This window comes from Enterococcus sp. DIV0806c, assembly GCF_051710905.1.
Classification (GTDB): domain Bacteria; phylum Bacillota; class Bacilli; order Lactobacillales; family Enterococcaceae; genus Enterococcus_B; species Enterococcus_B mundtii.
Genome location: NZ_JBIOLO010000001.1, coordinates 3,071,237 through 3,089,047, shown reverse-complemented (window position 1 = coordinate 3,089,047; position 17,811 = coordinate 3,071,237). Strand labels below are relative to the sequence as shown.

13 protein-coding genes are annotated in these 17,811 nt (G+C 38.6%); all 13 read left to right on the top strand.

The features are described 5' to 3' along the window. Positions 1–4: 4 nt before the first annotated feature. The 13 genes from IGK77_RS14280 to IGK77_RS14220 all read left to right on the top strand — a co-directional run bounded on the left by IGK77_RS14280 (position 5) and on the right by IGK77_RS14220 (position 17,805). Positions 5–946: an ABC transporter ATP-binding protein gene (locus IGK77_RS14280; RefSeq protein WP_034688663.1), complete on the top strand. Its 942-nt coding sequence runs from the start codon at positions 5–7 to the stop codon at positions 944–946. Then, positions 939–1,709 carry an ABC transporter permease gene (locus IGK77_RS14275; RefSeq protein ID WP_071866502.1) on the top strand — a complete coding sequence of 257 codons (771 nt, stop codon included), beginning with the start codon at positions 939–941 and terminating at the stop codon, positions 1,707–1,709. The genes IGK77_RS14280 and IGK77_RS14275 overlap by 8 nt, the downstream gene beginning before the upstream one ends. Before the next feature lie 318 nt (positions 1,710–2,027). Beyond that, positions 2,028–2,993: a tRNA dihydrouridine synthase gene (locus tag IGK77_RS14270; protein WP_071866503.1), complete on the top strand. Its 966-nt coding sequence runs from the start codon at positions 2,028–2,030 to the stop codon at positions 2,991–2,993. A 338-nt stretch (positions 2,994–3,331) separates the two neighbouring features. Then, complete coding sequence (locus tag IGK77_RS14265; protein WP_074801476.1) at positions 3,332–4,822, top strand: phytoene desaturase family protein; 1,491 nt, start codon at positions 3,332–3,334, stop codon at positions 4,820–4,822. Next, complete coding sequence (locus IGK77_RS14260) at positions 4,809–5,705, top strand: phytoene/squalene synthase family protein (RefSeq protein WP_074801473.1); 897 nt, start codon at positions 4,809–4,811, stop codon at positions 5,703–5,705. Before IGK77_RS14265 ends, IGK77_RS14260 begins: the two co-directional genes overlap by 14 nt. A 364-nt stretch (positions 5,706–6,069) precedes the next feature. Continuing rightward, on the top strand, positions 6,070–6,954 hold the full coding sequence (locus IGK77_RS14255; protein WP_074801470.1) for an Rgg/GadR/MutR family transcriptional regulator: 885 nt from the start codon (positions 6,070–6,072) through the stop codon (positions 6,952–6,954). 148 nt (positions 6,955–7,102) lie between these two features. Beyond that, positions 7,103–7,396 (top strand): WXG100 family type VII secretion target, encoded by a 294-nt coding sequence (locus tag IGK77_RS14250; RefSeq protein WP_019722716.1) that lies wholly within the window; start codon positions 7,103–7,105, stop codon positions 7,394–7,396. Between the two features lie 247 nt (positions 7,397–7,643). Next, positions 7,644–11,054 carry a type VII secretion protein EsaA gene (esaA, locus tag IGK77_RS14245; RefSeq protein ID WP_074801467.1) on the top strand — a complete coding sequence of 1,137 codons (3,411 nt, stop codon included), beginning with the start codon at positions 7,644–7,646 and terminating at the stop codon, positions 11,052–11,054. 13 nt (positions 11,055–11,067) lie between these two features. Then, positions 11,068–11,553, top strand: coding sequence for a hypothetical protein (locus IGK77_RS14240; protein WP_071866508.1), 486 nt, complete (start codon positions 11,068–11,070; stop codon positions 11,551–11,553). A 13-nt stretch (positions 11,554–11,566) separates the two neighbouring features. Beyond that, positions 11,567–11,842: a type VII secretion protein, YukD family gene (locus tag IGK77_RS14235; protein WP_071866509.1), complete on the top strand. Its 276-nt coding sequence runs from the start codon at positions 11,567–11,569 to the stop codon at positions 11,840–11,842. After that, entirely contained in the window at positions 11,839–13,011 is a 1,173-nt protein-coding gene (gene essB / locus IGK77_RS14230; protein ID WP_074801465.1) for a type VII secretion protein EssB, read from the top strand. Before IGK77_RS14235 ends, essB begins: the two co-directional genes overlap by 4 nt. Beyond that, positions 12,998–17,407 carry a type VII secretion protein EssC gene (gene essC / locus IGK77_RS14225; RefSeq protein ID WP_074801462.1) on the top strand — a complete coding sequence of 1,470 codons (4,410 nt, stop codon included), beginning with the start codon at positions 12,998–13,000 and terminating at the stop codon, positions 17,405–17,407. The genes essB and essC overlap by 14 nt, the downstream gene beginning before the upstream one ends. Then, a complete protein-coding gene (locus IGK77_RS14220; protein WP_074801458.1) occupies positions 17,404–17,805 on the top strand; it encodes a DUF4176 domain-containing protein in 402 nt (133 codons plus the stop codon). The genes essC and IGK77_RS14220 overlap by 4 nt, the downstream gene beginning before the upstream one ends. Positions 17,806–17,811: the final 6 nt, after the last annotated feature.

Here is a 17,811-nt window from a genome sequence, read left to right as displayed (position 1 = left end):
AAAAATGACATATGCTCTTGAGATAAATGAGTTAAGAAAAATATATGGGACAGGTGTGGAAGCACTCCGAGGCATCGATCTGACGGTTGAAGAAGGCGATTTTTATGCACTACTGGGACCAAATGGCGCAGGGAAATCAACAACGATCGGGATTATCACTTCATTAGTGAATAAGACATCGGGAAAAGTGAAAGTATTTGGCTATGATCTGGATACAGATTTAGTACGAGCAAAACAACAAATCGGCTTAGTGCCCCAAGAATTCAATTTCAATCCGTTTGAAACGGTGCAACAAATCGTCGTGAATCAGGCGGGTTACTATGGCGTGTCCCGTAATGAAGCATTGAAACGTAGTGAAAAATACCTTAAACAATCTAATTTGTGGGAGAAACGCAATGTTCGTGCGCGGATGCTTTCAGGTGGGATGAAGCGACGATTGATGATTGCCCGTGCATTGATGCACGAACCCAAATTATTGATTCTAGATGAACCCACAGCGGGTGTCGATATTGAATTAAGACGAGAAATGTGGGAATTTCTACGTGAATTGAATAACGCAGGAACAACGATCATTTTGACGACTCATTATTTGGAAGAAGCAGAAATGCTTTGTCGAAATATTGGAATCATCCAATCGGGTGAACTGATTGAGAATACCTCTATGAAAGCCTTGCTTTCCAAATTACAATTTGAAACGTTTATCTTTGACTTAGCACCTTATGATAAAAAGCCAGAGATCATTGGCTATACAAGTATCTTAGAAGATGAACGCACACTTGCGGTTGAAGTGGAGCGTGATCAAGGAGTGAATGGGATCTTTGAACAGTTAAGTGCGCAAGGGATCAAAGTCCTGTCTATGCGCAATAAATCCAATCGCTTAGAAGAACTTTTCTTGAAAATTACGGAAGAAACTTATCATATGGAGGCAACGAAGAAAAATGTTTAATCTTTATTTTACTGCATTAAAAAGTTTAGCAATCAAAGAAACCAATCGCTATATGCGTATCTGGGTACAAACGCTAGTACCACCAGTGATCACTACGTCTTTGTATTTTATCATCTTTGGGAAAATGATCGGTGGCCGAATCGGTGATATGGGTGGTTTCTCCTACATGGAATTTATTGTTCCAGGATTGATCATGATGTCCGCCATCACAAGCTCTTATTCAAATGTTTCTTCTTCGTTCTTTTCACAAAAATTCCAAAAGAATATCGAAGAGATTTTAGTTGCCCCTGTCCCAACACATGTCATCATCTGGGGATTTGTGATCGGTGGGTTGGGACGGAGTGTCTTGGTCGGTGCATTAGTCACAATGATTTCTCTATTTTTTGTACCATTACATGTCTATTCATGGACGATCGTTGTATTAACACTATTGATGACCGCTATCTTATTCTCGCTTGCTGGTTTGATCAATGGGATTTTCGCCCAATCTTATGATGATGTGTCTATTGTACCAACGTTTGTGTTACAACCTTTGACTTATCTTGGCGGGGTGTTTTATTCAATTTCGATGTTGCCACCGATTTGGCAAGCCATCTCGAAAGTAAATCCAATTGTTTATATGATCTCAAGTTTCCGTTATGGTTTCTTAGGCACCACAGATGTGCCAATCGTCATTTCGATTGCGATCCTTGTACTGTTCATCGTAGTGCTGTATTCAACGTGTTGGTACTTGATTAATAAAGGTAGAGGGTTAAGAAGCTAAACGAACGAGGTAAGCCAACTCCTTCAATAGTAAGGCGAAAATTGAAAAATATGAGAAGCTATTTCCCAATTTCCGCCTTACTATTCGGAGCTGACCGGCTTTCTCATAACCTAAGATAAACGGTGTTCAAGGAGCAACACTTCGGACATAAGCCAGAAAAATCAAAAATGAAACAACCATTTTCGATTTTCCTGTCTTATGCCTTAGTGCTGATCGCTCCTTTCACAACCTCTACTTTGCTTCTTTTTCTTTTTCCTTGTATAATGGCAACAATGTTTTTTGATGGAACTTTGTATATAGCGAAATGGAGTGTACTTGATGAAGAATAATTTTTGGGCTGAACTACCTACGCCCTTTTTTGTATTAGCACCGATGGAAGATGTGACAGATGTGGTTTTTCGCCATGTTGTCCAAAAAGCCGGCGCGCCGGATGTGTATTTCACCGAATTTACTAATTCAGATAGTTTTTGTCATCCGGATGGCAAAGAGAGTGTTAAAGGACGTTTGACATTTACTGAAGATGAACAGCCGATGGTGGCACATATCTGGGGGGATAAACCGGAATTTTTCAGAGAGATGAGTATTCAACTAGCTGAAATGGGTTTTAAAGGAATAGACCTCAATATGGGTTGTCCGGTACCGAATGTGGCAGAGCGTGGAAAAGGTAGTGGCTTGATCCTACGCCCTGAAGTTGCTGCAGAATTGATCGAAGCTGCAAAAGCTGGAGGTTTACCTGTAAGTGTAAAAACACGTATTGGGTACACAGAGCAAGCTGAAATGGTTGATTGGATCAGTCATTTACTAAAGCAAGATATCGCGAATCTTTCTGTTCATTTGCGAACACGCAAAGAAATGAGTAAAGTTGCGGCACATTGGGAACTGATTCCTGAAGTCGTTGCCTTGCGTGATCAAATTGCCCCACAAACGAAGTTGACGATCAATGGTGACATCCCTGACCGCCAAACAGGGCTTGAATTAGCGGAAAAATATGGTGTAGATGGCATCATGATCGGCCGAGGTATTTTTAAAAATCCATTTGCCTTTGAAAAAGAACCAAGAGAGCATTCAGCAGAAGAACTTATTGACTTACTGCGCTTACAACTAGATTTACAAGACCATTATGCACAAGAGATCCCACGTTCGATCACAGGCTTACATCGTTTCTTCAAAATCTACGTCAAAGGATTTCCAGGAGCCAACGATTTACGTGTGCAATTGATGAACACGAAATCTACGGATGAAGTTCGTGCACGATTAGATGAATTTCAACATAAAACTGAATAAACAGTTGAGGTTGTGATAAAAGTAATCAACCAAAAAAGCTGTGACATCTAAAAATATGAAAATATTTTCGGATGTCATAGCTTTTTTAATGAATTGGCTTTTGAAGGCTGTTTATTCGGGGTTAGCTGACAATGGCTATCTAGATCGTATATTTCACGCGTAAATAATACTGAGTGAAAAATGATAAAAAATAAATTAAAAACAAAGAAAAATGAAGAAAATTTAATGTAACATATGTTATTTGAGCGTTTTATTTTATGACATAACAAATTTAATGATATCCTAAAGTTTATCAGATGATAAAAATTTATAGAACAAGAATTGAGTAGGTGGATGTCATGAAAAAAGTCATTGTAACAGGTGCAGGAGTTGCGGGATTAAGTGCAGCTGTACGCTTGCAAAAATTAGGCTATGAAGTAACATTGTACGAAAAAGAAAGTGGTCCTGGTGGTAAGATGAACCAAATCAAAAAAGATGGGTTCACGTTTGATGTGGGGCCAACGATCGTGATGATGCCTGAAATCTATCGCGAAGTATTTGAATTTTGTGGGAAAGATCCGGATGACTACATTCCGATGGAAAAAGTCGATCCTATGTTGAAGCTCTATTTCAATAAAGAAGAACCAATCGAATTTTCAAATGATCTTATCGAATTGACCAAAACGCTCGAAGCGATTTCCCAAGAAGATGCACAAGGCTATTATGCGTTTCTAGCGGATATCTACAAGCGTTATAACATAGCCAAAGAAGCATTTATTACTAAATCCTTTCGTGGTTTTTGGGATTTCTATAACCCTAAATCACTATGGGCAGGGATTCGTCTAAGAACCTTTAGTGATGCGTATTCATCGATTGCTAAATTTGTCAAAGATGAACGGTTGCGAAAATCATTGGCGTTCCAAACCTTATACATCGGTGTTTCCCCATACCAAGGTCCGTCGTTATATACGATCATCCCCATGATCGAACTCTTCTACGGAGTTCATTTTATTAAGGGAGGTATGTATACTTTAGCAACCTCACTAGCTAACTTATTAGAAGAATTAGGTGGAACGATCCATTACAATACACCCGTTGATGAATTGATCATTGAAGATAAAGTGGCAAAAGGTGTTCGAATCGGACAGGAACGAATAGAAGCAGATGCGGTCGTTTGTGGTGCTGATTTCCCTTATGCAATGAAAGAGTTGATTCCTGATGAAAAGAATCGTGGGAAATATACGGATAAGAAAATCGATAAGATGGAATACTCTTGTTCTTGTTTCTTACTATACTTAGGTCTAGATAAAAAATATCCGGGGGACTATCTCCACAGCATCTACTTCGCAGATGACTTCAAACGAAATGTGGATGATTTATTTGAAGATGGTCGTTTACCGGAAGATCCATCCTTTTATTTATACCGACCTACGATCATGGATGAATCATTAGCCCCAGAAAACCATGAAGGCTTATATGTATTAGTACCAGTTCCAGAACTTTCAAAATATGAAGATTGGTCAGAGGCGAAAGTCCAAGAATACCGTCAAAAAGTATTGACGTTATTAAAAGAAAAGACGGACTTTACTGATATTGAAGAGCATATCGTTTCAGAAAGTTTTTATACACCAAAAGACTTTGAAAAAAACTTCAATGCCTATAATGGTGCAACATTTGGGTTGAAACCAACCTTAAAACAAAGTAACTATTATCGACCTCACAATAAATTTGCTTCTGCTGAGAATCTTTATTTCTGTGGTAGCAGTACACATCCCGGAGCTGGTGTACCAATCGTGATGCAAAGTGCTAAGCTTGCGGTAGAGGAGTTGGTTAAAGATGACAAAAACTAATCAGGAACTGTTTGAAAAACACGCAGACGATTTTGCCTATTGTGAAACTGTGATAAAAAAATATTCAAAATCGTTTTACGCAGCGTTTTCTCAACTTCCTGAAGAAAAAGCAAAAAGTGTCTATGCCATTTATGCTTTTTGTCGCTTGGCAGATGATACCGTTGACTTAGCGCATAGTGAGGAAGAATTGTTGGCATTAAAACACCAACTAGATGCTTTCTCCATGGGTAAAATTCCTGATCAACCTATTTGGCGTGCCTTGTCGGTTGTTTTTTCCGTTTATCCCATGACCTTGTCTCCGTTCTACGACATGATCGCAGGTCAAAAGCAAGATTTAGTCTTTACACAGCCAAAAACATTTGCTGACTTAGAAGACTATTGTTACTATGTCGCAGGTAGTGTTGGCTTGATGTTGTTACCTTTATTATCTGACCAAGCAGAAAAAATCCAGTCACAGGCAAAACGACTGGGTGAAGCGATGCAACTCACAAACATTTTACGAGATATCGGTGAAGATAATAAAATGGGACGGATTTATTTACCAAAGGAAATGATGCGTGCCCATGGTGTGACTGAAGCCATGTTACAAGCAGATGAACCTGCGAAGCCGTTGATTGATCTATGGGAAGCGGTAGCCAATGAAGCAGAGAAAAAATATGAAACTTCTTTTACGATGCTGCCGTTTATTGATCGGAATTGTCAACTCGCATTAACTGCTGCCGCTATGATCTATAAAGAGCAATTAAGCGTAATCAGAGAAAATAAATATTTCATGTTAGACCGAAAAAACTATGTCAGTCAGATAAGAAAAATCCAGCTACTAAGAAAAGCAAAAAAATATGTAGAAACCCTAATTAATAGCCCACAACAATCAACATTATAATTGGTATGATAGCATTGATAATCTGATGCATCATAAAAAGAAATGAGCACTCGCAGAAAGTACCGTTGCGAGCGCTCATTCTTTTTTATAATATGACATGTTGAACGGAAAATATATTGTTTATTCCCTTATTATCACATTTATAAATAACATCAATATTTTTTTGTTATATTTTTTTTATTTGTTATTAAAGTCTTTATATTTTAAAAACGGTAGTTATTATAAATAAATGTAATATTCAAACAAGAATGATGGTAAGATTATAATAAACGGGGATTTTTAGCTTTATCAAATTTCAATCATAGAAGCTCTTTCTAAGAATCATTGAGTTCAAATTTCAGTGAAAGAGGTCAGGAGTGAAAAAATGGAAGTATGGGAAATCGTTGAATTTGTCAGAAAGCAAAAAGGAATAACGATCGCAGAACTTTGCGGAGAGGAAGCCAGTCGTTCGGTTTATAAACGTTTTATTCAAAATAAAGCAGATACGACAGTCAGTAAGTTAACTTATTTTTTAAAAAAACTAAATTTGGACTACGATGAATTGCAGTTATTTAATTTTCCAAATGATTTATCTGAGGTTAATCGATTGATGCAAGAAGCGGTAGTCGCTTTTGAAAAAAAAGATAGTTTAGAGTTACATAGTATTATCATGTTGTATGAAACAGAAGAACCTAGTACCCAAAGAGAACGCCATCTTATCAGTCTTTGTCGCTTGATGATCGCTCAATTAAAAGAGGAAAAAATCGATGTCCTATCTTCAGAGGTTTATCAGTATTTAATGAAGGCGCAAACATGGACTCGCTACGAAATTTTTTTGTTTACTAACTGTATGTATGCGTTCCATCCTAAATTTATTGATTTGATTTTAGAAAAGTCGTTTCTTAGTTTGGCGGTCTATGAAGAAAACCGTAGTGGACAAAGTGAAACGTTTCGCATGTTGGCGAATGGTCTCATTCTATTTATTAAAAATCAGGATCTCCGCCTGGTTTGGAAATATGGGGCGAAGTTAGAGGAGTATTTCCTTGAAGAAGAACTATACTATGAGCGGAACTTGCAACTGTTTTTACAAGGCGTCTGGTATATGATCAAAGGAAATGAAAAAGGAAAGTCTCACGTGAAAAACGCATTAGCAGTCAGTTGCTACTTAGATTCAAAGCAACAATATCAAAAGAAATACGAACTATTACGCTTCGTGGAGCAGGCGTACCAAGTTGATTTTGAACTCAAGAATGAGTTTTCCCCCCACTAGTAATTGAATGCTGTCTTAAAATAACTGATCTTATACGAAAAGAATTGTGCGTATACGACGAAGATCAACCTTATTCGGCGTATTTTATTTTGACCAGTTGAAAATCAAGTATGATAAACTAGTCAAAAAAATTTTAGGAGGTACAAAAATGGCAGGAGTAATTGCAGTCACACCCGAACAACTGAAGTCACAAGCACAGGTTTATTCACAAGCAGCCTCTCAGATCCAAGAGGCGATCCGTAAAGTAAACTCAATGAACCAACAAATCAGTCAACAGTGGAAAGGACAAGCATTTCAAGCTTATTTGGAACAATACAACCAGTTAGAAGGTAATGTCCGTCAAATGGAAGAACTTCTTGAGAGCATCAATCAGCAGTTGAACAAGTATGCTGATACGGTTGCAGAACGCGATCGTCAAGATGCAGGTTCGTTTGGATTTTAACTTGATTTCAAACAGAAGTCAGTTAGGTTCTCTTAAACGAATCACATGTGCAACAACACACAATGTGCAACAGAGCATCTCAGCTATAGCCTAAAAAGAGGATATGACAGAAGTGCACATCGCCATGATATAAGCGTCAAAATCCGAAATCAGCTAGCTATTTTTGGATTTTGACGCTTATTTTTAAAGGTAGAAATACAGGAAAGTCACTTCTGACCCCATGCTCTTTTAGAAGGAGGAGAACAACTTGAAAAACCATTTGAAGCAAAAGCAGCCATTTATCCTTGCGGTCATCGCAAGTTTATCTTTGCTTCTTTTCTTTGCGTATATCGGCTTTAAAGAAAAGAGTATCATCACGAGCACCGCCAGCCCGACGACAAAAATGCAATATGTTTTGGTGAATGAGGATCGAGGAGCAGATTTTGAAGGTCAGCAGTACTTGTTAGGAACCGATTTTGTGACACTGATCAATAAAGATTCCACCAATCGTTGGGAAACGACTACGCGTAATATTGCAACAGCAGGACTAGAGAACGGCCAATTCGATGCAAAAATCATTATTCCCCAAGATTTTTCGGAAAAACTATTATCTTTACAAAGCATCAATCCAGAAAAAGCGGTCATCGAATATCAAGTGCGGGATGGACAAAATGAAATAACCAACCAAATGATCGAAGAACAAGTGAATCAGATTTTAACAAACTTCAATCAGCGTGTTGTGCAAATGTATTTTTCCAGTATTGTAGGAAATCTCTCTGAAGCGCAGCAAAACGTGAATAAAATGACGAATACACATAGCAATTATCAGCAAAATCTAGAAAATAGTATCTATCAGCCATTCCAAAATATTCCAGACAACTATGCGAGTGTATTAGACTCAACTAGTATTTTAGATACAACAAATAGTGCATTCAAGGCACAGCAACAAGCCTTTGTCGATTCGGTACAATCTCTTTTGGAGCGCAATAATTCAAGTTTAGAAGAGACTCACAAAGAGACAGAAAATGTTCAGGAGACAATTGTTGATTATACAAAAGAAGCGAATGAAAAAATCACTGAAGCAATCAATCAATTCAATCAACAAGTCACCTTACAAAAAAATCAATTAACCACTCAGTGGGAGAACGCAACAGTTGACTATAGAAATCAATACGACTTGTTCAATGATGCAATTTCAGCTCAGTTTAGCAATTTTTATACTCAAAATGAACAAAATAGTTTCGGTATCTATTGGGATTTCTTAACCCAGGCAACGGCGTTTCAAACCAATCAACAAACACGCATTGAAGAGATCCAACAACAAATTACTGAGTTGGAGAGTCAGGTAGCACAGCTAGAACGCTTAAAAGGTCAAATTGCCAATGCGTATTATAATGATCCGACAAGTACACCTGTAACTGCGACAGAAGATCAAGTTAAAAATGCGATTATCAAATTGATGACAAATCAAAGTAATGGACCCAAATTAGATGGGGCATATCAATCAGTTATCGAGGAGACTTTGCCCCAGATCTCGGTGGATAGTTTAGCTCAATTATTAACTGAATTACAAAATCAAGCAGTGATCAGTCAGGATCAGGCCGCTATTTTCAATGATGAGCTAGCGATTGTTACACGTTATGCCCACGATTTTGACCGACCAATAGGAAGTGAAGCTTCTTTTGCTTATCTTGAACCGAAAGCGCAACATGATGCAACGATTTCTTTACCCACCACCAATCAACAGATGTCAATTGAGTTAAAACAAGACACGGTCCTCTCGATACAAACAGAAGAAGAGCAGCAAGGGATGCTCTTTTTTGATCCAACATATGATGTTACAGAAATGGAAAATCAATTGAATCAGTTACTGGCACCCTACAACTATGAAACAGCGATCCGAGTAGATACAGATTATTCATTAACAATCGTACAACCTTGGACGATTGAACCGGAGGAGGAAACGGAAGAAGAAACGGAAGAAGAAACGGAAGAAGAGCACCAGCGTATAGAATATCCTTCGCTACCAGATAAATTGAACTTTGAAGTAAGCATTCCTTTAAAGTGGCAGTTGACTCCAGAACAACAGACTACTTCATACAATCAAGTGTTTTACACATGGATAATCAATGGACACGTACAACAAACGAGGGAATTCTCAGTCTATCTTCCGATGGATCAGCCATTGATCGACGATGTGCCACAAATCTTGGAACAGTTTCAACTATTAAGTACGACTGCGCAACAAATTGTCACGCTATTTGGTGCACCGCACCATTCTATAACGATACCCGCATACCGACAGATGATCGATCAACCAGAAAATACGGGGAGATCCCTTATTGAATTAGCTGATTCTCGTTCAATCTACTGGCTATATAACAATCTTCAGGAAAGTGACAAACCTTCGATGATCAGCGAACAACTGTATCAGGAATACAAAAAAACAGGGGATCAGTTGTATAGCGATACCGAGAATCAAATCATTGCATTACAAGCAGTCATTGGTTCTCCAGGGACTAGAGAACCTGAAAAACTAAAACCAACCTTGTACGGTACCTTGCAACTAATGACATTGCCACAAACATTTATGGAAGAAGCGGACAAATTAAACCACTGGTTCGCCTCTGCGAATCAACAAATCCATGCAGTATACGACAGTTGGCAGCAAACGGCACAAACAGAAGCGGAATCCGTCATCTCAGAAGAAAATCCACATCCCAAAGAAAATGAATACGCCCTGATTGAAGCTCAAACAGCCAGTCTGATCCAAACGATGCAAGGATTGATGGCAAGTTCAAAAGCAGCAGCTGAAGTTACCGGTCAATCTGCGGCAGAAGTAGCTGATATCACACCTACGATCGATCAGCTAAAAGAATCGACCATCGAAGTACAAGAGAATGCTACCACTATTTTAAGTAATCTAAGTACCTCTCTTGATGAATCGGCACAGACTGTTTCTGAAAATCAAACATATGCCGAATCATTTAGTGAAGTCCTTTCGAATACAAGGAATGGAGGGGCAGATAATCCCCAGGTCTTTAATTTTCTAGCAAGTCCGATTTTAGGACAAGGAAGCTTTGGTCAAACAAGACAAAGCTCACTGACTCCTTACTACGTGACATTGATTGGAGGCTTTATGATTCTGTTAGTATCCTTTCAATTATCTAGCGTGATGAAAAAACGTGTAGTGACTTCTGTCGATTTGTTAGTCACACCGAACCGTATATGGAAAAACGTGCCTAATATGGTGGCGGTACTCAGCGTAACGTTAGTTCTGTCACTTATTTACAGCGTTTTAACGACCACAGTATCAGGAGCCGCCCATTCTTTTGTTTGGTTCGTTTATGCATTTTTAGTCTTTGCTAGTGGTCAATTGATTCTTTTAGGGTTCATGCGCCAATTCAAAAAAATCACGTTGTATTTATGTGGTGGGATTTTTGGCTTGTTCTTCATGTTGACTCCTTTGTTGGGCGTAGCAATCAAAAATGGCTCGTTGACAGAATGGCTCTATCGTCTATCACCTTTACAGAATATTCAAAACGGTTTTACTGTGTTGATGAATGAGGGTGTCATCGGTTGGGGAAGTTATCTATTGCTCGTTCTATTCCTGATATTTGGAGTGATATTGAATTTTATTGTCCGGCCAGAAGAGAAGAAAGAACGGTCAAATGAATAAACGGAGGTATAAAATGGTTCAGAAAAAAATAGGGGGGCTTTTCTTTTTGTTGGTAGTTTCACTATTTTTAAGTCACCCGAATGTCACAGTTTTGGCAAGTACACTCACTATCAATAACCATGTGATCTACCAAGAAAGGGAAGGCATCGAAGATCATGAAACAACATTTATAGTACACGATTTATTTTTAGAAGATAAAACAAAATTAGACCAAGAACGTGTCCAACAACAAAGACAACAGATTTCCACTGCTCAGAACCTCGTCTTTGTGTCGGAAGCAACTTCACAGCCACAGGTCTTTGAACAAACAATTACACCCCAATTATTCAAAGAAGGGCAAATGTCTGTAGGACATCAGTCGTCAGCTAACCCCAATCACACAGCTATCCAGGGAAGGATTGTTTTGTGGATCTTACTTCTACTAGGAAGTATTTTACTGACTTTTGGAGGCAATTATCTTGGTAAAAAGTTTTCACAGCAGAAATACAAATATGATTAAAGGACTGTTGTAGTTGGAAAAAAATCAAGCAATTGGGATAAGTTTACAAGTCAAAGAAGAAATCATTGACTTACAGATCCCGATCCATGTAACGATTACACGATTAAAAGAATTATTAAAGGAATCTTTCATACAAAATGGTTCGTCCTTGCCAGATGCGTTCGACTTAGTGGTATTAAATAAACCGATCCGCTTAAAGGAAGAGGCATATGTGGCAGATTATCCATTAAGTGAAGGCGATCATTTACTGATCCATGAATCTCAACAAAAATCGGAGGAACGAACGTGACCCACATAAAAGATATTTCTGAAACGATCATGATTGAGACATCAACTGATGCTGTCAAAGTGACACTGAATGCTAAGCAATACCAACTCGATCGTTTAGAACAGTATCAACTATTCTTAACACAGAAAAAGCACTTACTCTCTGGACAGATCGTAGAATCTTCAGAGGAAAAACTCGTCATTCAATACCAGAAAAGTAAACAAATCTATTCTTTGCAAGAGTACCTTAAACGAACAGAACTTTTTCAACGATTATTACTTGCACAAAAAATCAATTTCTTATCCGAGTTTTTGAGTAGCTCAATCCAGCCTTTCATCCATCCAGCCAATCTATTTCTATTTGGAGAAGAAATAATCATAGCACATAGAGGTTTTGCGCATTCAATTATTCCTTATGAAATAACCGAAGAAGAATTTTTGAAGCAATATCGTGCATTGATCCTGACAATTTTACATCCTAAGTTCGATTATGAGCAACTGATTGAAGGAAATGGCACATTGAAGGACGAGTTTTCTAAACGAATCCAAAGAGCAAACAGTGTCGCAGAAATCGACCGCATGATTGGCGAACAAGTCGTACAGCAGAAAACGAAACGTGCATCAGAAATTCAAATGGTGAACAAAAAAAGCTATTTTATGTTTAAGTGGGGCACGCTTTTATTAAGCATTTCAACAATAGGTTTAGCGCTTACGACAGGCATCTATGCGTTTGATAAACTTCCCGCACAAGAACGGATCAGTTCTGCTGAAACGCAATATATTGCTAATAATTACGCTGGTGTTTTAACCACATTAAAAGATGATAAACCCGAAGATCTCCCTTCTGGCGCTCAATATGTTGCTGCAGTCAGCGCTGTACAGCTGGATAATTTGTCGAATGAGCAAAAGACAGCGATCTTAAATAATATTTCCCAAAAATCAAATGAGAATACGTTGCTTTACTGGATCTATATCGGACGGGGAAATTTTGATCGATCACTAGATATCGCACAAAACCTCGGCGATCATCAATACATTTTACATGCCTATACCAAACTATACGACGCGACGCGAGCAAACAACAAAATGAGTGGTCAGAAGAAGCAAGAGTTATTAACGAGTTATGAGGAAGAAATCAATAAGTACTTAGAAATCTTAGAAAGCGAGACGGATAGTAATGAAGCAAACTAAGCCAATTTCAATAACTGATCAAATCCAACATTCCGTTTCAGTTCTTTATGACCTTTTTTACTTTGGTTCGACGTTTATTCATAAACAAATAACAGAAAAAAACAATCAAGTAATACTGGACAATCAAACGCTTTACTGTGAAGACGGACAGCTTTTTTGTGGAGGAGAAGTAGTCAAGGATGAAAAGTTTCTCCTCGTTCATCATGAAAATTTGAAAACGGTGATCGTCAATAAGCCAAGGGAAAGCGTCTATCTATCAAATGCACAAGATTCGGCAATCCGTATTGAGTCGGATGCCTTGATTTTTATTAATCGTAATAGTACTGATGACTATCAAATAAAAATCTATCCTAGTAAGGCCAAGATTTATTACAATCACCAACGTGTAGAAAAAGGTGTATTTCCATTTTCTGTAGGCGATCAATTGATCATTGATTATCTCATGATTGAGATGCGCGAGAAACAATTAAAGATCTCAGATTTAAAAAATCAGCTACAGTTGGACCCTTGGCAGTTGCTCGAAGAACCCTACATTCCCGAGTATCCAGAAAATTTTCCAGCATTTAGGCGTAGTCCAAGAATCCATTTAAAAGAGCCAAAAGAAAAAATAGAGATCCAATCACCTAAGCAGAAATCTAATGAAGGAAAGAATGAGTGGTTGAAAACCATCGTTCCACCGTTAGGTATGGTTGTTTTGAGCGGAGCTACAAGTTTTTTGAGCGGAGGCAATCCAGTTATGTTGATCAGTATGGGAGGCGCTAGTTTACTTACAACCGGTTTTTCTGTATCGAGTTATTTTACAAACAAAAAAGAAATCAACAGAAAAAATCACATGAGAGAAGAGCATTTCCGTCAGTATATGATCAAAAAAAAGTCAGAGCTTACTGTCTTACAGCAAACACAAAAAACAGCATTAGAATATATGAATCCCGCACTGAATGAATTAGCATTGATGGCTAAAGATTATCATGCGAGGATTTATGAACGCATGACAGTGAACGAAGATTTTTTGACTGTCCGCTTAGGAATCGGCGAAATCAATGCTAGTTTTCAAACAAACTTCCAGCCGGTAGAAGAGGATGAACTGAGTAATGAAGCGTTTGAGCATCTTAATAGCCCCTACAAACAACTTGGAGATGCCCCGATCATCGTTTCACTTTTGGAACAGACGGTTGGCTTAGCAGGAACACCTAGTATTTTGCGAACAGCATTACAACTCCTATTATTTCAGTTATGTGTGTTGCATTCTTATCGAGACGTCGAATTCATTACACTGATCCCGTCGGAAGAGTACGAACAACATTGGCGAGAATGGCGTTGGTTACCTCATAATAAAATCCGTTCTTTAAATCTAAGAGGAATGGTGCATACCCCCCAAAGTCGAGACATGATCTTGAATTCTTTTTATCAAATAGTGGCAAAAAGAAAACAACAAGCACGTGAAGCGGGTAATGAAAAGGTACACTTTCAGCCACAGTATGTATTTTCGATTTTGGATGAAAGTTGGTTGGCAGGTCATGGATTGAACGAGTTTTTAGCCGAAAACTTAGGAGACTATGGCATTACGGTCATTTGGGGAAAAGAAACGTTGAATATGTTGCCCGAAACAACGACTACTTTAATTGAATATCAAAGCAATGAGGCAGCAACGTTGATCAATCAGAACAATGAATATGTGAACCAGCGTTTTATTCCCAATCATTTGCCGACAACCTATCCAATCGAAAAAGCCATTCGGCGTTTGGCGAATCTCCATCATGTGGAAGTAGAGAAAAATGCCGTACCTGACAGCTTGAGTCTATTGGAACAATATGAGGTCAAGACAGTTGAAGAACTAGCGATTTCAAATCGCTGGGCTACTGCTGAACCTAATAAATCGATTCGCTCATTAATCGGTTGGCGTGGAAAAAAAGATTTGGTTTATTGGGATCTACATGAACGAGTCCATGGACCACACGCCTTAGTTGGTGGTACGACTGGTTCAGGGAAATCTGAATTTTTAACGACTTATTTGATCGGCTTAGCAATCAATTTTTCGCCCGAAGATATCGGCATGTTGATTATTGACTGGAAAGGTGGCGGAATAGCCAATACCTTAGATCATTTGCCCCATTTTATGGGTGCAATCACTAATTTGGATGGTGCTGGAACTGCGCGAGCCTTAGCAAGCATCAAAGCAGAGCTAGCGAAACGTCAAAGAGAGTTTGCCAAATATGGTGTAAATAATATCAACGGCTACATGACCTTGTATAAACAAAGAAAGACCCCAAAACCAGACGTTGTTTATCCACAAAAACCTTTGCCCCATTTGATTTTAGTTTCGGATGAATTTGCGGAGCTTAAAGCCAATGTTCCAGAATTCTTAGATGAGCTCACTTCTGTTGCCCGAATCGGACGTTCATTAGGTGTCCATTTGATTTTAGCCACCCAAAAACCTTCTGGGGTAGTCAATGATCAGATCGAAGCCAATAGTACGAGTAAAATTGCCTTGAAAATGGCGAGTGTCCAAGACTCGAATGAGTTACTCAAAACGCCAGATGCCGCACAAATCACGAATCCTGGACGAGGCTATTTGAAAGTTGGCGAAAATGAGGTGTATGAATTATTTCAAAGTGGTTATGCGGGGGTTCCATATGATCCAGAACAATTGATCGAAGAAGTGATCGATGAACGGGTATTCAAAATCAATGAATTGGGCCAGTTAGAATTGCTTTATGATCCAGATATCGAAATCATTCAAGGAAAAGATACACGAGATTTGCCAACACAATTAGAAGCAGTGATTGATAAGATCAAGACAACCTTTGCCGATTCTACCTACAAATTGCCGGATAAGCCGTGGCTACCGAACTTAGATAAGCAGATTATGACGCCAAAAATAAAACAGTCAGAAGTTCGTAATCTAGCTATCCCATTTGGTTGTTTAGATATTCCTTCTGAACAAAAACAAATGAATTATACCTTCAATCTCGAAGAAGCGAGTCACACATTGATCGTAGCTAGTCCAGGCTATGGGAAGTCAACAGTGTTGCAAACACTTGTAATGAACCTTGCCCGTCAAAATACTCCTGCAACGATTCAGTTTCATTTAATCGATTTTGGGAATAATGGCTTATTAGTACTCAAGGAATTACCCCATATTGCGGATATAGCGACTTTGGAAGAAGATGAAAAACTGCAAAAAATGCTTGATCGCATCGAAAAATTATTGGCAGAGCGCAAAAATTTGTTCAAGCAAGCTGGTGTCGCGAATCTAACGCAATACGAAACAAGAACAAGAGAGAAATTACCGATCTTAGGAATCATTCTCGATAGTTATGATGGCCTGAGCTTGGAAGATAAGCGCAAAGATAGAATCGATGAAGTGCTTCTTCAATTACTAAGAGATGGAGCCAGTTTGGGTGTCTTTCTTGTGATGACCGCGAATCGTGCAGGAAGTATTCGGACGAACATGATGAGCAATATTGCCACTAAGATCACGCTATATTTAAACGATGAAAATGAAATAAACATGGTCATGGGCAGAAATGCTTTGTCACCTGAAGCAATCAATGGGCGCGGACAAGTCTTACTTTCTACGCCAACTACCATTCAGGTTTATCTGCCGATTAATGGGAAAAATGATGCTGAATTACTCCAAAATCTGGAAGAAGAAATTATAGAAATCAATCAAGCTTGGACAGGCGAACGCCCAGATAAAATTCCAATGGTACCAGAAAACCTAACGCAAAAAAGTTTTGCTTCTTACCTTGAACAAGACGACCACACACTGTATTTGGGATTAAACAAAGCCACTTCTTCAGTAGAATCATTCGACTTGTTCCAGCTAATGAGATTAGGGATCTTTTTCAAATCCAATAAGCAACTTCGTGCGATGATGCCTTGGCTACTTCAACAAATTTGTCAAGAAAGACAAGAAGAAGTGGTGTTGATCGATGCAAATGGAACACTCGAACCAGCAAAGCCGAAAGTTTCACTATACTTGGACCGTTCATGCCTCACGGAAGAACCAACAGCTCTAAAAACGGCTCTAGAAGCTCTCTTAACAAATGAAACTGGCAAGAGGATCATCATTATCAATGGTATTGCAGACTTGATCGATAAATTAACATTGAACCCTGAGGAAGTTACCGCTCTGCTAAGTGGCGGAAACGACCATTTACAATTTGTTTTTCTCGATCATATGACGAAAGTGGGCAATACCTTTGGCGGAATCACTATGTTCGTAAAAGAAAATATCGACCATATTTTATTTGGTGGAAGCTTACAAAATCAATTATTTATTGAAAATCTTTCTTATCAAGAAAAAAACGCAATAGTTGCTAAAAACGTCCTACACAGTTTCAAGGATGAACAATTGGAAGCTTTGGTGTTTCCTACGGAGGAAGAAGCATGAGAGAAGAAATGATCACACCGTTTTTGCCACTAGGCAGTATCTTAAGACTGGTAGGGACAGAGGATGACCAACTGCTCTATTTTGTTGTTGCTCGTGCCATCGCCAAAAATGAAGAAGAAAAAGTGATATCGAGATATCGAGTAGCCCCCCATCCGTTTGGCGATGTGCCAAGCCAAGAAGTCTTTTCTATCCATGCGGATCAAATCACAGAAGTGTTATTCGAAGGCTTCCAAAACCAAGCTGATGAAGAATTTTTAGACGATTTGTTAAGACAAGTTAAGGATGCGCCAACTAGACCACTACTCGTGCAAGAGGAGCAACCTGTACCGATTGTAGAAACCATAAAAATTAATGAAGAAGAGAGATTAAAAGAAGACCCATTCTATCAATTCAGATAAGGAGAA